At 45.7% G+C, this 21648-nt stretch carries 22 protein-coding genes and 1 pseudogene; 5 read left to right on the forward strand and 18 right to left on the reverse strand.

Translation table 11 applies throughout. The features are described from left to right. Positions 1 to 82: 82 nt before the first annotated feature. Both argJ and argC read right to left on the reverse strand, forming a co-directional pair. Entirely contained in the window at positions 83 to 1303 is a 1221-nt protein-coding gene (gene argJ / locus AC1U9Z_RS12080) for a bifunctional glutamate N-acetyltransferase/amino-acid acetyltransferase ArgJ (RefSeq protein ID WP_479957533.1), read from the reverse strand. A gap of 13 nt (positions 1304 to 1316) precedes the next feature. Further along, positions 1317 to 2357, reverse strand: coding sequence for an N-acetyl-gamma-glutamyl-phosphate reductase (gene argC, locus AC1U9Z_RS12085; RefSeq protein ID WP_479957535.1), 1041 nt, complete (start codon positions 2355 to 2357; stop codon positions 1317 to 1319). Positions 2358 to 2579: 222 nt separating this feature from the next. Here argC and AC1U9Z_RS12090 point away from each other — a divergent pair, with 222 nt between their 5' ends. Beyond that, positions 2580 to 3035 (forward strand): hypothetical protein, encoded by a 456-nt coding sequence (locus tag AC1U9Z_RS12090; protein ID WP_479957537.1) that lies wholly within the window; start codon positions 2580 to 2582, stop codon positions 3033 to 3035. Positions 3036 to 3098: 63 nt separating this feature from the next. Here AC1U9Z_RS12090 and AC1U9Z_RS12095 read toward each other — a convergent pair whose 3' ends face one another. The 7 genes from AC1U9Z_RS12095 to AC1U9Z_RS12125 form a co-directional block, all read right to left on the reverse strand. After that, positions 3099 to 3404, reverse strand: a complete 306-nt coding sequence (locus AC1U9Z_RS12095; RefSeq protein WP_479957539.1) for a 4Fe-4S binding protein — start codon at positions 3402 to 3404, stop codon at positions 3099 to 3101. A gap of 18 nt (positions 3405 to 3422) precedes the next feature. Further along, positions 3423 to 5183: an adenylyl-sulfate reductase subunit alpha gene (locus AC1U9Z_RS12100; protein ID WP_479957541.1), complete on the reverse strand. Its 1761-nt coding sequence runs from the start codon at positions 5181 to 5183 to the stop codon at positions 3423 to 3425. 23 nt (positions 5184 to 5206) lie between these two features. Continuing rightward, on the reverse strand, positions 5207 to 6697 hold the full coding sequence (locus tag AC1U9Z_RS12105) for an SLC13 family permease (protein ID WP_479957543.1): 1491 nt from the start codon (positions 6695 to 6697) through the stop codon (positions 5207 to 5209). A 239-nt stretch (positions 6698 to 6936) separates the two neighbouring features. Continuing rightward, positions 6937 to 7587: a Crp/Fnr family transcriptional regulator gene (locus AC1U9Z_RS12110; protein WP_479957545.1), complete on the reverse strand. Its 651-nt coding sequence runs from the start codon at positions 7585 to 7587 to the stop codon at positions 6937 to 6939. A gap of 267 nt (positions 7588 to 7854) precedes the next feature. After that, positions 7855 to 8715: an AmmeMemoRadiSam system radical SAM enzyme gene (gene amrS, locus AC1U9Z_RS12115; protein ID WP_479957547.1), complete on the reverse strand. Its 861-nt coding sequence runs from the start codon at positions 8713 to 8715 to the stop codon at positions 7855 to 7857. Positions 8716 to 8738: 23 nt separating this feature from the next. Next, positions 8739 to 10142, reverse strand: a complete 1404-nt coding sequence (gene amrA / locus AC1U9Z_RS12120; protein WP_479957549.1) for an AmmeMemoRadiSam system protein A — start codon at positions 10140 to 10142, stop codon at positions 8739 to 8741. 57 nt (positions 10143 to 10199) lie between these two features. Beyond that, positions 10200 to 10862 (reverse strand): LysE family transporter, encoded by a 663-nt coding sequence (locus tag AC1U9Z_RS12125; RefSeq protein ID WP_479957551.1) that lies wholly within the window; start codon positions 10860 to 10862, stop codon positions 10200 to 10202. A gap of 113 nt (positions 10863 to 10975) precedes the next feature. Between AC1U9Z_RS12125 and fliK the strand changes: the two genes are divergently transcribed. The 3 genes from fliK to AC1U9Z_RS12140 are packed head-to-tail and all read left to right on the forward strand — an operon-like array spanning position 10976 to position 13071. Further along, positions 10976 to 11563 carry a flagellar hook-length control protein FliK gene (gene fliK / locus AC1U9Z_RS12130; RefSeq protein ID WP_479957553.1) on the forward strand — a complete coding sequence of 196 codons (588 nt, stop codon included), beginning with the start codon at positions 10976 to 10978 and terminating at the stop codon, positions 11561 to 11563. Between the two features lie 3 nt (positions 11564 to 11566). Beyond that, entirely contained in the window at positions 11567 to 11839 is a 273-nt protein-coding gene (locus tag AC1U9Z_RS12135) for an EscU/YscU/HrcU family type III secretion system export apparatus switch protein (protein ID WP_479957555.1), read from the forward strand. Between the two features lie 14 nt (positions 11840 to 11853). Then, positions 11854 to 13071, forward strand: a complete 1218-nt coding sequence (locus AC1U9Z_RS12140; RefSeq protein ID WP_479957557.1) for a DUF401 family protein — start codon at positions 11854 to 11856, stop codon at positions 13069 to 13071. 153 nt (positions 13072 to 13224) lie between these two features. Here the strand turns inward: AC1U9Z_RS12140 and AC1U9Z_RS12145 are convergent, their stop codons facing one another. From AC1U9Z_RS12145 to AC1U9Z_RS12165, 5 genes and pseudogenes are all read right to left on the reverse strand, one after another. Next, complete coding sequence (locus tag AC1U9Z_RS12145; protein ID WP_479957559.1) at positions 13225 to 14391, reverse strand: aminotransferase class V-fold PLP-dependent enzyme; 1167 nt, start codon at positions 14389 to 14391, stop codon at positions 13225 to 13227. Between the two features lie 183 nt (positions 14392 to 14574). Continuing rightward, positions 14575 to 15387, reverse strand: coding sequence for an N-acetylmuramoyl-L-alanine amidase CwlD (cwlD, locus tag AC1U9Z_RS12150; RefSeq protein ID WP_479957560.1), 813 nt, complete (start codon positions 15385 to 15387; stop codon positions 14575 to 14577). Positions 15388 to 15609: 222 nt separating this feature from the next. After that, positions 15610 to 16044: a YolD-like family protein gene (locus AC1U9Z_RS12155; protein WP_479957562.1), complete on the reverse strand. Its 435-nt coding sequence runs from the start codon at positions 16042 to 16044 to the stop codon at positions 15610 to 15612. Next, the gene (locus AC1U9Z_RS12160; RefSeq protein ID WP_479957564.1) at positions 16041 to 17564 is read right to left on the reverse strand and encodes a Y-family DNA polymerase; all 1524 of its coding nucleotides are present in this window, start codon (positions 17562 to 17564) and stop codon (positions 16041 to 16043) included. The genes AC1U9Z_RS12155 and AC1U9Z_RS12160 overlap by 4 nt, the downstream gene beginning before the upstream one ends. A 102-nt stretch (positions 17565 to 17666) precedes the next feature. After that, positions 17667 to 18011: pseudogene (locus AC1U9Z_RS12165) on the reverse strand (lactate utilization protein); the annotation flags it as partial. A gap of 124 nt (positions 18012 to 18135) precedes the next feature. On the opposite strand from AC1U9Z_RS12165, the gene AC1U9Z_RS12170 reads away from it, so the two are divergent. Next, on the forward strand, positions 18136 to 18822 hold the full coding sequence (locus AC1U9Z_RS12170) for a vitamin B12 dependent-methionine synthase activation domain-containing protein (protein ID WP_479957566.1): 687 nt from the start codon (positions 18136 to 18138) through the stop codon (positions 18820 to 18822). Positions 18823 to 19019: 197 nt separating this feature from the next. Here AC1U9Z_RS12170 and rpsI read toward each other — a convergent pair whose 3' ends face one another. The 4 genes from rpsI to AC1U9Z_RS12190 all read right to left on the reverse strand — a co-directional run bounded on the left by rpsI (position 19020) and on the right by AC1U9Z_RS12190 (position 21629). Beyond that, a complete protein-coding gene (rpsI, locus tag AC1U9Z_RS12175) occupies positions 19020 to 19412 on the reverse strand; it encodes a 30S ribosomal protein S9 (protein WP_333532138.1) in 393 nt (130 codons plus the stop codon). A gap of 33 nt (positions 19413 to 19445) precedes the next feature. Next, positions 19446 to 19877, reverse strand: coding sequence for a 50S ribosomal protein L13 (gene rplM / locus AC1U9Z_RS12180; protein WP_333532139.1), 432 nt, complete (start codon positions 19875 to 19877; stop codon positions 19446 to 19448). 166 nt (positions 19878 to 20043) lie between these two features. Further along, on the reverse strand, positions 20044 to 20787 hold the full coding sequence (gene truA, locus AC1U9Z_RS12185) for a tRNA pseudouridine(38-40) synthase TruA (RefSeq protein WP_479957568.1): 744 nt from the start codon (positions 20785 to 20787) through the stop codon (positions 20044 to 20046). Continuing rightward, on the reverse strand, positions 20784 to 21629 hold the full coding sequence (locus AC1U9Z_RS12190) for an energy-coupling factor transporter transmembrane component T family protein (protein ID WP_333532141.1): 846 nt from the start codon (positions 21627 to 21629) through the stop codon (positions 20784 to 20786). Before AC1U9Z_RS12190 ends, truA begins: the two co-directional genes overlap by 4 nt. Between the last annotated feature and the right edge of the window lie 19 nt (positions 21630 to 21648).

Here is a 21648-nt window from a genome sequence, read left to right on the forward strand (position 1 = left end):
ATCTCCTTTTCTTAACTTCCAAGACCAAAAGGTAACAAACCCTTGGTGCAAAAACAGCGGTCCGTGTGCCGTGGCTCATGGCTTAAGTCCGATAACTACCATTGATCCTCACATAATCATAGGTTAAGTCACAGCCCCAGGCAGTGGCTGATTCATCACCGGATTTTAGGTTTACCGTAACGGTAACAGGGTCTTGCTCCAATGCCTGGGCTGCCAGGTCTTCGTCAAAGGGTATGGCCCCGCCGTCCTTTGATACAGGAACATCCCCCAGAAAAATATCCGTTCGGGTAGGTTCAAATTTTGCCCCGGAATAACCCACTGCACAAAGGATGCGGCCCCAATTGGCATCTTTGCCAAAGACCGCTGCCTTAAATAGGTTCGATCCGGCCACCGAACGGGCTGCCAATCTTGCGTCAGCTAAGGAAGGGGCACCCGTTACCTTTACCTCAATTAAGCGGGTGGCACCTTCTCCATCCCGGGCAATCTTTTTCGCCAGGGCCGTACATACCTCTAAAAGCCCTTGATAGAACAGGTCGAATTCCTTAGAACCGATCTGAATTTCTGGGTTGCCAGCCTGACCATTGGCCAGTGTCAAAACCATGTCATTGGTGCTGGTATCCCCATCTACGGTGATCATATTAAAGGACTGATCCACCGCCCCTTTGAGGGCTGTTTGCAGTACTTCACTGCTAATAACCGCATCGGTGGTGATAAAACAAAGCATGGTGGCCATATTGGGGTGGATCATGCCAGAACCCTTGGCCATGCCGCCAATGGTAATAACCTGCTCTCCCATTGGTATGGCCAGAGCATATTCCTTGGCTATTAAATCGGTCGTCATAATCGCTTGCCGGGCCAGGCTATGACCCTCTTTGCTCAGGATAGAGGTTGCCTGAGGCACCGCTTTGATCACCTTATCCAGCGGCAGCGGCACCCCGATAACGCCAGTGGATGCCACCAGGACATACTCTTCTGGTAGATCCAGCGCCACCGCTAACGACCTCGTCATTTCCTTGGCATCTGGCAATCCCCGCTCTCCGGTGCAGGCATTGGCGTTTCCTGCATTGATAATCACCGCCTGTGCCGTGCCGCCCGCTACCCTCTGCCTGGTTAGTTCCAACGGGGCGGCCTGCACCAAATTGGTGGTATAGACCCCGGCCACACTGGCTGGTACTTCAGAATAAATAGCAGCCAAGTCTAATTTATGATCCTTCTTTAAGCCGGCAACCACCCCACTGGCTAAAAACCCCTTGGCAGCGGTAACCCCGCCTGTTACCTCTTTATAATGAACTGCTTCCGTCATCGTCCTTTTCCTCCTATGGATACATGCCGGCAAAATCCAGGCCTGTATCTTCTGGTAGATTATACATTACATTGAAATTTTGAACTGCCTGACCTGCGGCACCTTTTATCAAATTATCGATGGCCGCCAAAACAATAACCCGCTTGGTCCGGGGGTCCACCGTAACCGAAAGATCACAGTGATTTGAGCCGGCAACTGCCTTGGTTTCAGGATACATTCCTGCGGGCAGTACCCTGATAAATCTTTCACCCCCATAAAACTGCTGATATATTTTGGTTAGTTCTTCTGTGGTGATGCTTGTGGTTAGTTTTGCATAAATGGTGCTAAGAATACCCCGAATCATCGGTGTAAGATGGGGAGTAAAACTAACCGTGACCTCATGCCCAGCTAATAGACTAAGCTCCTGTTCAATTTCCGGTGTATGTCGGTGAGTGGCAACCCCATAGGCCTGAAAGTTATTGGTGGTCTCAGAAAAATGTGTTTTTAGACTTAAGCCCCGGCCAGCCCCGGATACCCCGGATTTGGCGTCAATGATCAGGGTTTCTGGATCAATCAGCCGATTGCTGAGTAGGGGTGCCAAACCCAATATGACACTGGTTGGGTAGCAACCAGGGTTAGCAATAATCGCACTTTCCTTAATTTGCTTTCGGTATAACTCCGGTAAACCATAAACCGCAGAGGCTAATAACGGTTGGGCGGTATGTTCTGTTTTATACCAGGATTGATATACCGCTACCTCTTTTAAGCGAAAATCCGCTCCCAAATCGATAAGCTTTTTGCCCTGGGCCATAACCTCCAGTGCCAAAGGCATGGCATGCCCATGGGGCAATGCTGTAAAAATCACATCACACTGGGAAACCAGCTTTGGAATATTTAATTCCTCTAAGGTTTTATCTACAATCCCATACAAATGAGGAAACACTTCCCACATTTGTTTCCCCGCATAGGTTTGGGAAGTAAGTATGGCCAATTCCACCTGCGGATGACGAGAAAGCAACCGCACAAGTTCCGCCCCTGCATAACCAGTGGCACCTACCACTCCAACCTTAATCATCATTAATCCCTCCGATCATGTTATGCATAAATCATTATGTGTTTATGTTGTAACGTTTATTTATTATTTAATATTAATAATTATACATTTGATTGCATAAAAAACAATACCTTTATCGTTATTTTTGCACAAAAGGCACCTAATAAATATAAACTGGCAAAAAAGTGCTTAATTACGGTACAATGGTGTTAAAGTGAAAAGCAACAACGGGAGGGTTTCGAATTGAAAACGTTAACTTTCGGCCATGAACAACTTGGCCCACTGGTCTTCCAAGGGGAAGCTGAAAACAGCCTGGTTTACGATCAAAAAATTATTCGTGAAATCTTTATAAAAGGTATGAACTACCTTGTGTCGGAAGATATCCTGACTGCCGCCGACCAATCGACACTGCAGCGCCTGATTAACAACATGACGGCCGGTATCGATGAAAACCTTGTGTCTCATTCTTCCATACACTATCAAATTAACCAAGAGAATGGGGAAGTCCTTGGGGTAGCCTATTTTATTTTTCCAGATACCTCCCGCATCCCGGTGGTGGATATGATCAATACCTTCCTGGATGATCTCTGCCAAATCATCGTCGCAGTGAAACACCCGGAAGAAAAACCCCACGGTGCGAAATGGGCGGAATATGCTGAGTTCCTACTGCCTGCCTACTACAAACCGGAATCCGATTAAACCTTTCCAGATCAAAGCAAAAAGGGGTCAGGCTTGCAGCATTGCAGCCTGACCCCAAAATTTTTACTTATTGTGGGTCCTTACCAGGAACTTGTCCACTTTACCATTGATATCGATACAGGTCCACTCAATTTCTTTTTCCCTCATTTTAGGAATCAGTTTAGCGGGATAATAGCCCAATTGATAGGGTATTCTTGTTTCGATGGCGCCACATTGGCAGGCCTTGACACAGGCCATGCAGTCCCAACAATCTCTTCCGGCCCTGCAAAACGCCTTATTCTCTTCGTTTAATTCCATTAAATCGCCTGGACAGATTTCTTCACATTTTCCGCAACCTTTGCATTTCTCTTGATTTACTACTGGCGGCATTTCTTTAACCTCCTATCTTTATGCTTTTAAACGATCACCCGGGATAATTTGCTCATAGGGGCGAGTAAACATTTCTACTTCCCCTGTTTCGGGATTGAACCGGGAATTTACAAAGCAATCAAATTTTTCGTCATTTTTTTCCGGAAAATCCGCACGGTTCTGCCAACCCGGCCATCTGGTTTCTTCACGGTACATCAGGTGATGCACCAGGACTTGGGCTACATCTAAACGATCGATGATTTCATGTGCTTCCATCAGTTCATGCAAATCCACAGCGGACAGATACTTCACTTGGTCCTTCAAGATTTTGATATGGCGCAGAGCATATTCCAGACCTTCTTTGTTCATTCTAAAGAACTGATGCACCCCACCGGCATACTCATCCATCAGACGTTGCAGTCTTTCTTCCATTTCTCTTGGTTTAACGCCATCCCCCACCGTAATATGGCGGAAACCCGGTGCAAAGACCCTTTCTTTCTCTTTCGCAATTTTTTCCTCATCAAGATTACCAAACTCCACACCCGACACATATTCAACCGCAGCCCTAGCAGATAGTAGCCCTTCAGCAGCGCAGCCACCTACAAATTTATTTGGCGTACCACCGGCTACATCGCCACAGGCATACAGACCGGGTAAAGTCGTTGCTCTCTTGACATCAACCCAATAGCCACTTGCCGTATGGCCGCCCACAATGTAAGGGTCCGATCCATAGATTTCAATGGGCTCCTTGCTTAAATCCTGTGCTCGGCTGGCTAAAAACAACACATAGCTAGGACGTTCATTTAGATAATCGTATTTCATATCATAAATTTGATCCGGGGTCATGTGGGTAGTATCTACATAGCAAGGGCCTCGACCTTCACGCCACTCATCCATGGGCAAACCAGCCCGAATAAAGCGAGGGGCAGCGTCTCCGCCAAGATGCGCGTAGCGCGTTTTTAAAATTTGCTCACCCTTACAGTTAATCATGGGAGTTTTATAACCAACGGATATGGTATCGATCGGGCCATTAAAATCTTTCGTTCTGGTAGCACACCAACGCATTTCAAAGGTGGTCATTTCCGCACCCTGGCGGATACCCAGTGCAAAACCGGTGCCTACGTTAAAGGGGGCATACCAGAGCTGGTGGTGACTGTCATTTCCATCGTTTTGATAAGGCTTGTATAGACCAGCGGCCCCACCGGTGGCAATGATGGTTGCTTTGGCTCGAATGATATATACTTTGCCATCCCTTACCCCAAATCCGATGGCACCAATCACTTTATTGCCATCCATTAGGTAGTTCGTTGCTACCACACGGTTAATAATTTCACAGCCACATTCACGGGTTTTTTCAGCCAGAATCACTTTCATTTCGGAACCACTAATGGTGATGTCCCATTTGCCTCTGGTTTTGTATTCCTCGCCGTCTTCTTCGTATTTAATGGGCATACCCCACTCTTCCCATTCCTCAATGGGCTTGTTTAAAACCTCTGCCATCGAAATCGTCAAATCTTCGCGCAGTAAGCCACCCGCCTGGGAACGACTCCAACGGACAAAATCTTCGATGGTACGATCCTTTTTAATATAGGTGTTGATGGCATCCATCCCACCGGCCAGACAACCGCTGCGATCGATGTGTGCTTTTTCCATTAATGTAACTTTCAAATCCGGATTTTGACGTTTTGCCTCAATGCCGGCAAAACACCCAGCATTTCCTGCACCGATAATCAAAATATCTGTATCAATGCGAACCTCTTCGATATTATCAACTGCTTTTGGTAAACTCGCTCTAGGCATCTATCGTTCCTCCTTATTCTTGATTACATCGGTTTCCAAATGGGATAACCGGTTACTGCATACCAAGGCAACATGACAAAGACCATATATAGAATCACCATTAAGGTAAAGGGAGCACCTACTTTAACAAATTCAGCAAAGGTAAATTCCTCGGTACCATAGGCTATCAGGCAAGCAGTTACAGAGATCGGCAATACAAAGGCGTAACTATCAACATTTAACACCATCATCGTAAAGGCCACTGTGTTTAATTCAAGCATGGGGGCCATTGCCGCTACAATGGGTGCCAACAGGGTTACAGCCGCTACGTTACTCACAATGCCAAGTCGGAGAATTTGTACGACCACACAGATGAAGATACTAACACCAATCCAACCCCAAGCCGGTGCTATACCAACTAAATGAGAGGCCAGCCAATTGTCTACCCCGGTACTGCCAAAGGCAGCTACCAGTGATAGGGAACCACAGAGTAACAACCAGGTACCAAAGATCGTATTGGACTGCACGGTTTTCCAAGAAAGGTTCGTAAAACCAGGAATGAAGAGCACCATTACCGCCACTAGAGCAACCACTGCCATTTTATAGCCGTGAATTTGTTCCGTTGCCCATAAACAAATCGCAATACTAAAGGTGACTAAAACAATCCATTCGGTGGTGGTCATTTTACCCAATGACTCTTTTTGGCTTTTAATTTCCGTGATACCACCAGGAACTTCAATATTCTTGGTTTTCATTACCCAGTTAACCCAGTAATATAAGATTACCAAAATACCTAACAGCGGCCAGTTCATCCAAGCCCAGGTACCCCAAGTAATAATATCCTCGTTTACGGCTTGGTTAATGGTTTGCGCCACAATAACGTTCGACATGTGACTATGCAGCAGGATCGTTCCGGATGCTAAGGCGGCAAAGCCAATACCCACCATGGTAAACACCTTTCTAGCCCTAGCACCTTCGCCGGTTTTTTCAAACAAACCATTTAACCCTTGTATAATCGGCAGGAAAAGTGCCCCCCTGGCATTGGTAGCAGGGACAAGTACTGCGGTCACAAGATGGGCCCCCATGATCCCCTTCAAAACACTTCCTACTGTGGGCTTAACTTTAGAAACAATACCCAGCGCTATCCGTCTATCTAAGCCGGTGGTTTGCATAACAGCTGCCATAATAAAACAACCTAGAATAAGGAAGGCAACATTATTCGTAAAGCCACTAAAGGCTTCTGGGATTTTTGGACTTGCGCCGGTAAGGTTTAATAAAACGGGTATCATTAGACCTGAAATCGCCAGTGGTAATCCATTGGTTAACCATATCACCGTAGCCCAACCCATAACAGCCATGGCCGCACGGCCACCCGCAGTAAGACTTTCCGAAGTGGGAACCATTGTTAGAATCGCACCAAAAACGATCCACGAAAAAAGGAACCCTGGTAGTGTAAAGTTTTTCTTGCCTGATGCATTCGATTTTTTCGTTACTTCACTCGTCTGTACTTCTGGTTTTAAAGAACTCTTTGACACGCTCATTCCCTCCCAATCGTATACTTATTAATTATGCCCAAATTGATTTAATCACTCCTTTAACGCTTCGCTTATGTGAATATTTTAACAATGCCTGCCGATACTTTAAATCCAACGTCGGACACTTGCCCGTCATTTATATGACAAAAAACAACAACCCATCCGACAAATTTATGGTCGTTTGGCTGACCATAAATTTGTCGGATGGGTTGTTGTTTTGATTATAAGTTTAATTCTCGTTATTCCTGAATCCATGATTTGAGCTTTTTGGTATTTATCCCTATGATTTCTCTGCCTTTATATAGGATGCTGCCATCTTCCCTAAACATGTTCAGCAGAGAGGATATGGTTTGCCTGGCCGAACCAATCACACAGGCCAATTCCTCCTGGGTAACCCGCAACCGCACAGGTATAATATCATCTTCGCCCTCAACGCCTGCACGTTGTGCCATACTTAATAAAAGAATAGCCAGTCTTCCTTGGATGGGATTCATGATAAAATCGTAAAGGGTATTTTGCGCTTCTCTTAACCGAGTACTCATCAACTCCAGGATCTTCTCAGAAAATTGGGGTCTTTCGGCGAGCATCTTTTTAAAACTATCCTTCCAAACAATTAGGATGGATACTTTACCCATGGCCTCCGCACTGTATTCCCGCTCCGTATAATTACTAAATATCTCAGCACAGCCAATAAAATCTCCCGCATAACGCAGTCCCACAGACACCTGACGGCCGTCTGCTGTGGTACGGTAAATTTTAACTAAACCACTTTTTATAAAATAAATTTCATTTACCTTTTGACCTTCTGAAAAAATAATCTGTCCCTTGGGATATTTTATTTCTGAACCGTTCTCGGTTAAAAAACTCATCTCATCGTCTGTCAGTACCATATCATCACTCCTAATCGGTAAGTTTCTTTACAGATAATAAAATCCGGGGGACAGCCTAAATGAATTAAATTCCTTATGACAAGCAAAAAAGCCCCAAATTATACAGTAGAAATTAATCCAATCAGCCAGAAGCTCTAACGCAACATAATCGAAACTTACATTTTTATAATAACATGAAATTATTTGGTATCCTGTTAGTATATCCTTTCCCTTTCGAACTTGTCCATACTCCATTCACAGCCTTAACGGCATCCGACTTGACCCAGTTTAAACATTCCCCAGATGCACATGCTTCAATTTCTTTTGGGCTATCTCCTGGGCCTGCCGCAGGATTGCCAGGGGAGTGGGGGGCAGGTCAAATTTATAATTGGGAAAGTAGCGGGAAAAGTGTACCGGGATCGCTGGGTTTAGGCTGGCTACCCAGTCCACCAATTCGGCAATCTCTTCGGGAGAATCATTTAAACCCGGTACCAGTAGGGTCGTTAACTCCACATGACACTTTTCCTGGGCGATTTCCACGGTTCGCTTAACCGGCCCTAGCTGACCCACACAGTTTTCCCGATAATATCCATCGGTAAAACCCTTCACATCAATGTTCATGGCATCAAGATAGGGCAGCAGCTTTTTCAGTGGCTCTTCCCTGACGTAGCCGTTGGTAACCATAACATTCTTTAAGCCGGCTTCCCTGGCCAGTCGGGAGGTATCATAAACGTATTCATACCACATAAAGGGTTCTGAATAGGTATAGGCCAGCCCGGTACAGGGTAAGCCCTTGGCCCTTTGCTCCAAGGCCAGTGCCACTGCTTCCTCGGGCGTTACATTTAGGGTCCGGGGATCGCCATGGGCAATCTGCCAGTTCTGACAAAAACCACAGCGTAAATTACAGCCCACTGTACCCAGGGAGAGGATCAGGGTCCCTGGATAAAAGTGATAAAGGGGCTTTTTTTCCATGGGGTCCAAGGCATAGGAGGATACCTTGCCGTAATTCAAGGTGTATAGTACACCCTTCTGATTTTCTCTGACTCGACAAAACCCTTTATGTCCTTCCCGAATGCTGCACCCCTTCGGACACAGCTCACAAAATAGCAGCCCCTTTTCCTTTGGCTGATAAAACATCGCTTCATGCATAGGAAAAACACTCCCAGTGATACCTATTTATATCGGATAACCTCAAATCTCTCCAACTCTACCTCTTCCGCCGGGCTAATGCCAGCCTTTTGCTTAGCAATGTCCACCTGTTGTTGCGGGGTATCCACTCCTTCTAAATCAGGTAACAGCAGGCCACTTCTGGTGCCCTTGCGCACGATTACGCCGTACTTTTTAACATCCAACTGTGTCAGATCATCAATCGCCTCCGGTGGCATAAGAACATCGATCGAAACACTTAATTCATCCAGTTCATCCAATCGAACAGGGTAAAAACGAGGGTCTTGGGTCCCTGCACTGACAGCATTGTAAGCTACCTCCTGGATCATACTTGGTCTGGTCGGTGCCGTTGTGCCAATACAACCCCTGAGGTTGCCACCCTTTTTAAAAGACACAAAGACCCCCGCTGCTCCGGCAAATTCCTTTGGTATTTCATAGCCGGCTGGATCCTGCCACTGCCCCTTGAGGTAGCTTTCCAAGCTTTGCCGGGCCACCCGGACTAAATAACCCTCTTGACTGCGCATCTTTTCCAGTTTCTTCTTCTGATTTTGCTGTAAGGTTTCTAACATTTCCCTGGCAGAATCAGGACCCAGGGGTGTCAAAGAGGCGATCATATAGCCCACACCGAAGGGGCCTTCGTAGGATAAAACCTCACTGTTAACTGCCAAGCCCTCCAGGGCACCCAGCATCATCGCAATGGGCCTTAGCCCGCACTCCCCGGCCCGTTCACAAAGATCTTCTTCCAGGTTTAACAAACCAGCTACGTCCATGGCCTTGATCAAGGAGACCATGGCCTGGTCAAATACGATCCCTTTTTCATCATAACCTGCTGGTGCATCTGGTGTTAGTCGATGGGATAAATCCCCACTGGCAATCACCGCTACTTTGGTTTCATTGGCCTCCGCGGCCCTTTTGACAGCAACCCCAAAACGATATAATTTATCTGGTGCAAAAACCCCCATGGAACAGGGCACCAAGGGTAGGTGAACACCTGCCTTTTCCAGGTAATAAAGAGGCACCAGAAAACCATGATCCAAATCCAAATGGATACCAAGCTTCGCCGCTAGTTTTGGATCAACCTCAGCCACGGGCAGGCCCAAATCTTGGGCCTGCCCGCCTATTTCACTACCCATCTCCTGGTCATATTGATAACGAAGGGCTACCTGGACTGCACCAAAGGCTGCAAAATTACCCCTTGTTTGGGGACTTGCATTTATTGCTATCGCATCACCAAAGACAGTGGCATGGGGCGATATCATGACCAGCGTTTCGGCCCCACTTGCTTTAATCCTTTGCCCCAGTTCTGACATAGCCTTACGGGTGGCCATAATAACATCTGATTCCACTCCCCCTACCTCAGGCAAGGCAATGGGGGGATGAGGCATAATACCACAAAATACAACGGTCATCAAAACCCCTCCCGAACATAGGATATTGATAGTATTCCTTTTATAAGGAAGATATTTTTATGCAATACCGGAAAATCCCCGATAGACAAATAAGCCGCCCAGGCCTATTAAAAATAGACCACACAACACCAATACTCTCTGGTAAATCCTTTGACTAAGAAATTTTCTCCCTGCTACCACGGCTCCGGCAATTAAACTGTACCAAATAAAATCAGCTAAAATATGTCCTGTGAAAAAAGAAACCAGACCGGCTGTCCCTTCTTTCAGTGATAGGGTAATATATCCTAAGCCCAAGGTGGCCCACCAAAGCGACCAATAGGGATTGGATAGGCTGACAAAGATACCAGCAGCTACGGGATGCAACCTCACCTTTTTACTTTCCGGTTCGCTCGTACTGCCTTCAACCTTCGGTAACTCCAGTTTGATTTTACCCTGGTGAGCGTCCCGTGCCATACCCCATCCCATATAAAACAAAAAAATTCCACCCACAACGGCGATGGTTGAACCCACCTGAGGATTGGTCAATACAGAAGCTAACCCTAATAATAGTGCCACTACCAATAACAGTTCCAATAAGGCATGCCCCAAAATGAGCAGCGGGCCAGCTATAAATCCCCGTCTGGCACTTTCCGTAATGGTTACGGTTAATAGAGGTCCCGGCATCATCGCCCCAGAAAAAGCGAGTACAAAGGATGATGCAAAAATAGCGAATACTTCCATAAAATCACCTCGCATTAATGTTCGTGTGTAAAGGGAAAAGTCCTGCCTCTGGGACCCGGCTGGAAGGAACATATTTAACAATGTCGAAGGTAGTCTATAAAGGGGGGGTTTTTATGATAGACCGGATCATGTCCACCCTGTTCAAAGCTTCCGAAAACATGCGCGTAACTCCCGGCAAACAGGTTGATAAAACACAGCAAAGACCCTTTACCATGGATCAAAGTATTGCTGCCGAGGCTAGAGAAGCAGCAAAGGTTCATCGTACGCCAAAAGTGAATACACCGGAACCAACCCACACAGTGGACCGCCAGGATCAATTATCCTATGTACCGCTGCCCCTACGTAGTCCTGTTTATGAGAATGCCCATTTCTACTTAAAGATCAAAGATCTCGCTGCTAAAACGGACGCGAATGGCCAATATAAGTTAATTTTCCAAATCAATACGGATACCCTGGGGCCTTTATGGTTTACCCTGTCAACTCAGCCAAATCTATTATCGGTCCAGTGCATTACGGAAAGCAATAGCACCGCTGAACTATTTCGAAATAGTTCTTTAGAGCTACAACAAGATTTATCAGAAGCCGGCTATCAGAACGTTATTGTTTCTTGCCGAATACAATCGGGTATTCGAGGTATTGCCGATATTGATCCGGATTTTGCCGCCAGTGAAGGGTATCTTTTATTGAATGTGCAGGTGTAAGCAATGAAAGAAAAAAAAGAAGCGGTGGCTGCCGCCCTTCGTTATAACCCTGGTGAAGATCAGGCACCGAAGGTAGTTGCTGTTGGCAAGGGCGATCTGGCCAAAGCCATTGAGCGACTTGCTGAGGAACACAATATTCCACTTTACCGTGATGAAACCCTGGCCCATACCCTCACCGAATTGGGTCTGGGTACAGAAATACCGCCGGAACTATATGAGGCCGTGGCCAAGATTTTAGCCCATGTAGCCATCCTTGATAAAAAAATGCTTCGATAGAGGGAGTTAGCAGAATGTCACCTCTTATTAAAGTCTTTCTGGTTTTCTTTTTGATTATTGTTTTACTTCGTAAAAAAGTAGGTCTTGGCGCCACAATGATGGCAGCCACATTCGTGCTAGGGACTTTCTTTGGTTTAAACCCCCTTGTTACCTCCCAGCAATTGTTCCTAACACTTCTCGATCCTTCTACCATGGGACTTATTCTTTCACTTGTATTAATTATGATTTTGGAATCAGTCATGCGACAAACGGGTATGCTTCGCACCATGACCGATTCTATCTTTGAACTTCCCTGGAACCCCCGCCTGCTGATTGTATCCATCCCAGCAATTATTGGTCTATTGCCTTCTGCCGGAGGAGCTAGGTTTTCAGCACCCCTGGTGGACCAAGCAACACGAAATCGATCTTTTACACCGGAAAAAAGAGTTTTCATTAATTATTGGTTTAGGCATATGTGGGAATTCTCTTTACCCTTATATCCCGGGTTACTTTTGTCCGCCCATATTTCAGGTATCTCCCTCTCTGCCATCTTAATGTGGCAATGGCCTTTTTCGATAGTATTTGCCATCCTAGGATATTGGTACGTTTTTCATATTGGTCAGGCAAAGGATGATCCGTCAGACCCCGCCTGTTCAAAGACCAATCGGGTATTTGCTAATCTTTTAAAAATAGGTTCCTTGACCTGGCCCCTCTGGGTCACAGTAATGCTTGTCTTGTTGCATGTTCAAATCGCCCTCTCCTTGACCATTGTTTTACTGCTCCTAATTATTCAAAAAAAATATTCACTACGGTCCGTGTGGCAAACATTGCTTGAGCCCCTTACCCTGCGTATCGTTTTTCTTACCTGGGGTACCATGGCCTTTAAGGATGTACTAGAGGTGTCCGGTGCTGTGGAGCAAGTAAGTTCTGCCTTTAACAATATCGGTATCCACCCAATTGCTGCCTTAATCCTTTTGCCGCTTCTTATTGGCATTTTGACAGGCTTGGTGCAGGCTTGTATCGGGGTATCCTTTCCGCTGGTCATGGCTTTGGTTGAACCATCCGCCAGCTATGTCATGCTGGCCTATGTGGCTGGTGTTTCGGGCGTCATGTTATCCCCTGTGCACCTTTGCTTTATTTTGACTGTTGAATATTTTAAGGCTGATTTTATAAAGTCGTACCGCCCTTTATTTGTACCGACCCTATTAATTGTCTTATTTTCAACGGTAGTTTTTAAAATTTTTGCCTATTAGAAAAGCTTGGCTCGCTTGCCGTGACCTTTCGGTCATGACTTAAGGGTGTACCCCTATGTGCGAGCCGTGCTTTTTTATACGATCCTCCTTAAAATCTTATACTTATGATTAGGGATAAGTAAAGCCCTTCCTCTTTGGGAAGGGCCTTTTGAGTCATCGGACAGTTGCTGGCTGCGCGGGGACTTGGGTTGTTATTTTTTTTAGGGCGTTAATTGCATAGTCCACTTCCTTGGGCTTATTAAAATATGAAAAACTAAAACGAACTAATTTTCCATTAAAAGTCCCCAAGGTATGGTGAGCATCCGGGGCACAGTGTAGACCCGCACGGCAGGCAATATCATACTCCTTATCCAGTATATTGCCAACTTGACCTGCCGTGAAACCGTCTATGGTAAAGGATACGACCGGAACTCGATTATGCATATCGTGATGTCCATATATTTGAAATCCCTTAATCTCCAGGGACCTATCCAGAAAATATTTGGTTAGGTTCATTTCATGTTCACGGATTTTAGCCAGACCGACTTTGCGTATAAATTTAATCCCAGCACCTAGGCCCGCAATGCCCACTGCATTGAGGGTACCGCTTTCGTATTTTTCTGGCATCATATCTGGTTGGGTGGGTGTTTCCGAGCCACTGCCGGTGCCACCCTCTCTCAATGTAAGAAGTGGTACTCCCTCTCGAATATAAAGCCCCCCTGTACCCTGGGGACCCATTAAACACTTATGCCCAGGAAAGGTAAGGATGCTTATATTCAATTTCTTAACATCTATGTCTAAAAAGCCAGCCGTTTGGGCAGCGTCCAAAATATAATATAAATTATACTTAGCCGCAAGTTTACCCACCTCCGCTGCGGGCATAACTGTACCAGTTACATTTGAAGCATGGGTCATAACGATAGCACGGGTATTGGGCCTAATGGCCCGCTCAATTTCTTCAACTTTAATATTACCCTGGATGTCGCAAGGTACCTTTGTAACCTCAACGCCATAGGTTTCCAGTGTATAAAGTGGTCTTGTAACTGAATTATGTTCCATGGTACTGGTAACCACATGTTCTCCCGGTCTTAATAAACCCTTAATGGCAAGGTTCAAACTATCTGTGGCATTTAAGGTAAAGATGATTCTTTTTTTGTCGTCTATGTTAAAAAGTTCTGCTAATAACTTCCTCGTCTCATCTACGATTTCATTTGCTTTGACCGTCCTTCTATGCCCCGCACGTCCGGGACTGGCTCCTATTTCCTGGATAAAGTATTGCATTGCCTGCCATACTTCCGGAGGCTTAGGCCAGGATGTTGCAGCAGAATCAAAGTACACCATTTCATTACCCCCTTTTTTAAAAACTGGACTGACAACCACACCCGAAAGGAAATTTAGGTCTTTAGGGTGTGGTTGTCGGCCTATTTACTGTTCCATCATATGTAATTTTTTATTCTTCAGTTACTAATTCATCTAAAAAAGAAAGGGGTCAAACTTGCAATACAGCAAGCCTGACCCCCTTCTTTAGGGTGCTGGAATGAAATGGCCCGGTTGTTGTTGGAAGGTTTTAATCATTTCCTTACTGACCTCATCAAGCTCCTCTTGATCCTTTGGCGTATCTGAATAGTACTTTATAATACCAGCCGCAATACTCCAAGCTACTTTGCTTTGATATAAGGAATCTCTAAGCATTTCTTCCTCTTTATGGTTAGTAATAAATCCAATCTCCACAATGGTTGCCGGCATTTTAGTTTTGCGCAGGGCAAAATAATCGACTTGTTTTGCCTTGCGGGTAGTATTCTTTAATATCCCTGTCATTTCAGACTGAATGCACTCTGCCAATCTTTTACTATCCTCCGAACCGGGCTGTGAAAAAACCTGAGCACCGTGTTCCCTTGGACTGGTATAGGCATTACAATGGACACTGATAAATAAATCAGCATTTTTGCCATTTGCTAGCTCGGTTCTACGGGTTAGATCCTGCTGCTTTTTACTTTTCCATCCAGTGGTTGAATTGTCACTCAAGTCTATATCCTCTTCCCGTGTCATAATCACGGTTGCCCCCATTTGCCCCAGCACGGTGGCTAATTTCTTAGAAACCTCTAAGTTTATTTCCTTCTCCGCAACCCCACTCACGCCAATCTTACCCGGGTCCCGTCCCCCATGACCAGGGTCCACGACGATGATCTTATTCGCCAATACATAGGACATGGCTGCAATGTTTTTTTCCCCCCACCAAACAAGGGTCGTTTGAACTATTTGAAAAGCTAAAATGCCAAATACAGTCAGCCCCAATATATATCTCTTTTTTATTCTAAAGGCACCAATTACAGCCACCGCATATCCTCTCCCTTTTAACCGGTTCTATTCCTACAAGGAAAGTTATGCAACAAAACGGGAAAATAGAATGTGCCAAGGAAAATTTATCCTTTCGTTATTTAACAAAAACGACCATACAATATATCCAATTGTCTGAGCCAGTTTGTGATCTTTTCCGGTGCAATAATACCGTTTACAGCAATACCAGGTAGAAATATGGACTTTGAGCATTCGGCAATATCAAATTTGGCCAAGCACCATCGTTTCAAATATCTGCCCATCTATGCTGATGATTTCATCGATGGGAATTGCTGTGCCATCGTCCATAATGACAATCCGTTCATATTCGTCTATCTTTTTAACCGTACTGATAGCGGTAACATAGGCACCACCATTCTTCTTTTCATCTGGCTGAAAGTAGGTGATTGCGATTTCGGGATGCTCTTTAATCCGGTCTGCTATGATTTGCAGCCTGTGGCTCAAAGCGTCCTTCATGTATTCGTCCAATTCCATTCGATCATCCGTCAGTCTTGCGGTTTCTTTGACGGCGGCATCATAGCCGGTCAGTGCGGCGAAAGGGAAAAACTGAGCCGCCCGGTCAGTAGCTGTCATGTGAGGGCGTGTCGTAGAGACATGGTGCGGCAGATTGATGATGTCGTCATATGCCCTTGTCATGCCTTATGCCCTCCAATCTGCTCATTCCGGTCTACTGTGGTAGCGCCTTTCTCCAGATTCATACCCTTTAGAATGGCGTTCTTGCCATGTTTCTTTTTTATATCCAGTATTGCTTTCTGCATCCTTTTTTCCTGTGCGAGCTCGGCTTCTTCAGCCTCTTTCTTTGCCCGCTCAGCCACGTAATCCGTAAAGAGATCCAGTTGTTCAAAGTTGTCCGTCTTTTGAACGGTTGCCTCATCAACAATATGATTTGCTGTGATGTTGATTCTCCTGACCACGAGATTTTCGTCAACGATGCGCTCGAACAGCTCTGTGACGGCATCCATAATCAGCTTTGTAGATGAGGTCTGTCTGCCAAGATTCGCCGTACCATGCGCAGATTTTGGAACGGCGCGTCCGTAGTGGTCCGTGGTGACCGCACCGTGATATGATTTCTTCATCTTCGGGTTTGTCAGATTCTCAATATCATATCCGACCGTCAAAACAAGCTGATCGGTCACAAGCCTTTTATCCACCAGATCAAGTACCAGCAGATCGGTCATTTCCTGCACAATCAGCTTCGCTTTGTCAAAGGTATAGGCGCATTGCAGCACCTGCCCCGATCCAAGACTGTTTGTGCTTGGCTTATACGCTTTAATATCGGCAATCGTACACGGCTCCCAACCCCACGCATGGTCGATCAGCAGCTCCGCGTTGACGCCGAACAGCTTATACAGTAAATCTTCGTTATAGTAATCGGTAGGTTTACCGAGAGAGCATCTTGCAATATCACCCATGGTGAGGAGCCCATGTTCCTCCAGCTTCTTGGCATAACCTCTGCCAACGCGCCAAAAGTCAGTTAGAGGCCGGTGTGACCACAGCAAGCGCCGGTAACTCATTTCGTCCAATTCAGCAATCTTCACGCCATTTTGGTCTGCCGGGATATGCTTTGCCTGAATATCCATAGCGATCTTGCAAAGGTACAGGTTTGTGCCGATTCCCGCAGTTGCCGTAACGCCGGTCGTTTTAAGAACATCCAGAATCATTTCTGCGGCAAGCTTACGGGCTGAAAGATTGTAGGTTTTCAAATAGTCGGTGGCGTCAATGAATACCTCGTCGATTGAGTAGACGTGAATATCTTCAGGCGCGATGTACTTCAAATAGATATTGTAAATCCGCGTGCTGTACTCCATATAATGCGCCATTCGTGGCGGAGCAACAATATAGTCCAGGGAGAGACTCGTTGATGATTTTAATTCAGTATCGCTGAAGGAAGCGCCGGCAAAGGCTCGTCCCGGTGCTTTGCTTAGCCGTGCCGCATTCACTTCCTTGACCTTCTGCACGACCTCAAATAGCCTCGCTCTACCGGGAATGCCGTATGCTTTGAGGGAGGGAGAGACGGCGAGACAGATGGTTTTTTCGGTGCGGCTTGCGTCAGCGACAACAAGGTTGGTGGTCAGCGGGTCAAGCCCTCGTTCCATACACTCGACCGAAGCGTAGAAGGCTTTCAAATCGATTGCTATATAGGTTCTGTTCTTCATGCTTATTCCCCGGTCACCTCCTTAAAAATTATCTGCCCGACAAATTAGAATTTGTCATCTTCATGTTATGCTTATAACCAATATTAGGCTATCTTTGCCGTTTTAAAACCCGTATGATTGATTTACAATGATTACCTTTATTCTATCCTTGACAAACTGTCCCGTAATAAGAACAAAGTCATTACAAATTCTTTGCTCATGCTGGCAATCAATACATTTGCCCAGCTTTGTGCATGGGGTATCCTTATTAAGCCTTTTCGCATCTAAAGGTGCTGCAATCTGTCTTGTTCGTTTAATGGCATCTTCCACGGTATCTGTCAATTTATTGATACCGACTACAACGATTACCTGTTTTGGTCCATACAACATGGGAGCAACGCGACTCCCATTTCCATCAATATTAAATAGCTTTCCATCGAGTGTAACAGCGTTAGTGCCAGTTAAAAATGGGACAGGTGGGACAGGGGGACAGGTTTTCTGTCCCACTGTGTTCCCTTGTGGTTATTATTGTGAGAACATTCCTGCTATGTCATAATTAAAGTAATCAATTTTAAATTGAGGAGGGGACTAAATGAATACAAATGTAATGACGACTATTCCTTTTACTATTGATCGTGATTTGCTATTTACACATTTACATATCAAGCCGGACGAACTTTATGCCCAGGATGTAGAAAACATGATTGAGCAAGCGTTGAAAATCGGCAAACCCAAGGCCGCCTATCGATTAGCCTATATAGAGTCCAAGGGAGACGATTTTGTCGTAGTGGACGGAATTAAGTTCACCAGTAGAATATTGCGGGTCAACCTGGAAGAAACCTTTAAAGTTGTCCCTTATGTTATCACTTGCGGGGAAGAACTTGAAGAATGGGCAAAAACCTTTAATCATATGCTTGAAACCGGTTGTGCCAATGGCATTATGGAAGCAATTATGCATTCCGCCCGGGTGCACTTTTTTGCCAAAGTTGAGGAAGAATATCATTTAGACCATGCCGTCAACATGAATCCCGGTTCTCTTGAAGATTGGCCGCTCAAAGAACAAGCACCTTTATTCCAACTGTTAGGTGATGTTAAAGGCTTAATCGGGGTGGAATTGAAAGAAAGCTTTCTCATGAGCCCTCTAAAAACAGTATCCGGTTTCCGATTTTCTAAGAAAGGCGGTTACGAGAATTGTCAGCTTTGCCCTAGAGAGAAGTGCCCCGGGCGGAGAGTCCCTTATGATCAAAATTTGTATGCAGAAAAGTATCAATTAAAGTAATGCGATTCGATCAAGCCCCTCGCATCGGAAGGGCTTGATGCTTTTTGGGAGACACCCGATTCTCCATGCGGATGCCATAGAGGACATCGGGGACAGCTTGTCACTAACGAGTTGATTTTTAGCCATTTTAAAAGGCTCTTAAGACAGCAAAAAGCCCCGCAAACACTGGATTTGCGGGGCTTTGGTTTTTGTAGCTATTAACGTTTGGAGAATTGAGGAGCACGACGTGCTTTCTTAAGACCGTATTTACGACGCTCCTTCATACGAGGGTCACGGGTTAAGAAGCCAGCGCGCTTTAATACAGGACGCAGATTGGGGTCGGCTTGTATTAAGGCACGAGCAAGACCATGTCTAACAGCACCTGCTTGACCGCTTACGCCACCACCAATTACCTTAGCCAGAACGTCAAAACGACCTGTTGTGCTGGTTAACTCCAGGGGTTGACGAACAACCATATCTAAAGTTTTACGACCAAAATAGTCTAATACTTCTTTGTTATTTACGACAATTTTACCTTCGCCAGGAACCAAATAAACTCTGGCTACGGCGTTTTTACGACGACCAGTTCCGTAAAACTGTACTTGAGCCACAATATTTCCTCCTTCCGGTAAAGATCTTAAAAATTAGCAGTTCCATACTTCCGGCTGTTGAGCCTGATGGGGATGTTCACTACCTACATAAACCTTTAGTTTTTTAGCCTGTTGAGCTCCTAAACGGTTGTGAGGCAGCATACCTTTAATGGCTTTCTCTACCATCAGTTCAGGCCGCTTATCCATCATAACGCGGTAAGAAGTTTGCTTTAAACCGCCAGGATAGCCACTGTGCCGGTTGTACATTTTCTGATCCAATTTATTACCGGTAAGGATTACCTTATCAGCATTAATAACAACCACAAAATCTCCGGTGTCTACATGAGGTGTAAACATAGGAGTGTGCTTGCCACGCAGGATACGTGCAGCTTCTACTGCAACACGACCAAGTACCTTTCCTTCGGCATCTATGACATACCATTTCCGCTGTACCTCAGCTGGCTTGGCCATAAACGTAGTCTTCATTTATACGTTACCCTCCCTATAAAGCCTTAAAGCCTGTGCCAGCTTACGATAACGGGGCGGGAATCGCAACTGGCCACACATAAGAGTATTTTAATCCATCGCTATACCCCTGTCAAGTAGAAGCGTCTTACTTTATCGTTGGAAGATTTTCTGCACCCGCATTCGCCTAGTACTCCACTTCCATTAAACACAATCCCTGGGGTGGGACTGTGGAGCCTGCCAGGGTACGGTTCCTGGCCTGAATAATCTTTGGTATGTCTTCTGACTTTATTTTACCAATACCAATTCCCAGTAAGGTGCCTGTGATAATGCGAACCATATTGTATAGGAAACCATTTCCCCTTAGGTAAAGATGCATAATCGGTAATTCCTCAACAATTTCTGCCCGAAAAATGGTTCGGATGGTATCCTTAACCGGTGTGCCTTGGGCTTGAAAACTTTTAAAATCATGGCTTCCCAGTAGATACCGGGCACCTTCCTGCATGGATTTGAGATCCAGCTTCCTTGGTTCATGGTAGCAATAAAGTCGATGAAAGGGTGAAAGAACCCTATGGTTGTAAATGGAGTAACGATAGGTCTTGGCCAAGGCGGAAAACCTAGCATGAAAGTCCAGTGGTACTTCCTCTGCTTTAATAATTTTAATATCTGGTGGTAATAGGGCATTCATTGCTACGTGTATCTTTGCCACGGGTATTGGCCACCTATCACTGCGAAAATTAACAACCTGCCCCAGGGCATGAACCCCTGCGTCGGTACGGCCAGCCCCGATTACCTGAATGGGGCTTTTAGCAAGAGTACGAAGGGCTCTTTCCAATGCTTCCTGTATGGTTAACAAGCCAGTTCCCCTTTGCTCTTGAAAGCCGTGATAATTTGTCCCATCATAGGCCAAGGTTAGCTTAATATTTTTCATCCGGCCCCTCCAACGATCCAATCTCCGGCAATTTTTACGGGCGTCTGACCTCCAAGGATTACGGTAACCAAAGTAGCCAGCACTAGCAGCAGGATCACTCGATCCATCCTTTTGTATCGATACTGCCTTAGCCTTGTACGACCCTGGTCACCCCTATAGCAGCGTGCATCCATGGCCACGGCCAAATCATCTGCCCTTCTGAGAGAACCTGCCAGCAAGGGAACCAGCAAGGCCACCGAGGCCTTGACCCTTTGGCCAAGCTTGCCGGAAGCAATATCTCCCCCCCTGGCTTGTTGTGCTTTCATAATAACCTCGGCTTCTTCCAATAGAGTGGGAATAAATCTCAAGGCTATGGTTAGCATCATGGCTAATTCGTGAACTGGCAACCCCATGGATTTAAAAGGGTTGAGAAGCTTTTCCAGTGCCCCAGTAAGATTCACCGGCGTGGTAGTCATGGTAATCAGCATGGTCGATATAATCAGCAGGCCTAACCGATAAACAAGCCTAAGACCTAGGAAAAGCCCCTCACGGCTAACTTTAAATAAGCTCCACTGCCAGAGTGTTTCTCCGGGGTAGGAGATAGACTGTACAATCAGTCCAATTAGTAGGAAAATCCAGAGGAATTTCATGCCTCGCAGGAAGGCCGTAAGTGGTACCTTGGCGAAAGCCAGGGCCAATAACACGGGTAAGGCAGCCACAGGATAATCCAACGGCTGTTTAGCGAATAAAACGGATGCCACAATAATGGGTAAAGCCAACAGCTTGGCCCTGGGGTCCATACGATGGATTATGGAGTTACCGGGATAATACTGACCCACTGTAATATTTGAAAAAAGGGACAAAGTGTTCTTCCTTCCTGTT

This window comes from Desulfotomaculum sp. (assembly GCF_982386235.1).

Coding starts and splice junctions, on each gene's coding strand:
- amrS (WP_479957547.1), bottom strand. CDS start 8,715: ATGCATGAAGCGATGTTTTATCAGCCAAAGGAAAAGGGGCTGCTATTT.
- argC (WP_479957535.1), bottom strand. CDS start 2,357: ATGATTAAGGTTGGAGTGGTAGGTGCCACTGGTTATGCAGGGGCGGAA.
- amrA (WP_479957549.1), bottom strand. CDS start 10,142: ATGACCGTTGTATTTTGTGGTATTATGCCTCATCCCCCCATTGCCTTG.
- AC1U9Z_RS12160 (WP_479957564.1), bottom strand. CDS start 17,564: ATGAAGAACAGAACCTATATAGCAATCGATTTGAAAGCCTTCTACGCT.
- fliK (WP_479957553.1), top strand. CDS start 10,976: ATGATAGACCGGATCATGTCCACCCTGTTCAAAGCTTCCGAAAACATG.
- AC1U9Z_RS12110 (WP_479957545.1), bottom strand. CDS start 7,587: ATGGTACTGACAGACGATGAGATGAGTTTTTTAACCGAGAACGGTTCA.
- AC1U9Z_RS12100 (WP_479957541.1), bottom strand. CDS start 5,183: ATGCCTAGAGCGAGTTTACCAAAAGCAGTTGATAATATCGAAGAGGTT.
- AC1U9Z_RS12155 (WP_479957562.1), bottom strand. CDS start 16,044: ATGACAAGGGCATATGACGACATCATCAATCTGCCGCACCATGTCTCT.
- AC1U9Z_RS12145 (WP_479957559.1), bottom strand. CDS start 14,391: ATGGTGTACTTTGATTCTGCTGCAACATCCTGGCCTAAGCCTCCGGAA.
- rplM (WP_333532139.1), bottom strand. CDS start 19,877: ATGAAGACTACGTTTATGGCCAAGCCAGCTGAGGTACAGCGGAAATGG.
- AC1U9Z_RS12125 (WP_479957551.1), bottom strand. CDS start 10,862: ATGGAAGTATTCGCTATTTTTGCATCATCCTTTGTACTCGCTTTTTCT.
- AC1U9Z_RS12135 (WP_479957555.1), top strand. CDS start 11,567: ATGAAAGAAAAAAAAGAAGCGGTGGCTGCCGCCCTTCGTTATAACCCT.
- AC1U9Z_RS12170 (WP_479957566.1), top strand. CDS start 18,136: ATGAATACAAATGTAATGACGACTATTCCTTTTACTATTGATCGTGAT.
- truA (WP_479957568.1), bottom strand. CDS start 20,787: ATGAAAAATATTAAGCTAACCTTGGCCTATGATGGGACAAATTATCAC.
- AC1U9Z_RS12095 (WP_479957539.1), bottom strand. CDS start 3,404: ATGCCGCCAGTAGTAAATCAAGAGAAATGCAAAGGTTGCGGAAAATGT.
- AC1U9Z_RS12140 (WP_479957557.1), top strand. CDS start 11,854: ATGTCACCTCTTATTAAAGTCTTTCTGGTTTTCTTTTTGATTATTGTT.
- argJ (WP_479957533.1), bottom strand. CDS start 1,303: ATGACGGAAGCAGTTCATTATAAAGAGGTAACAGGCGGGGTTACCGCT.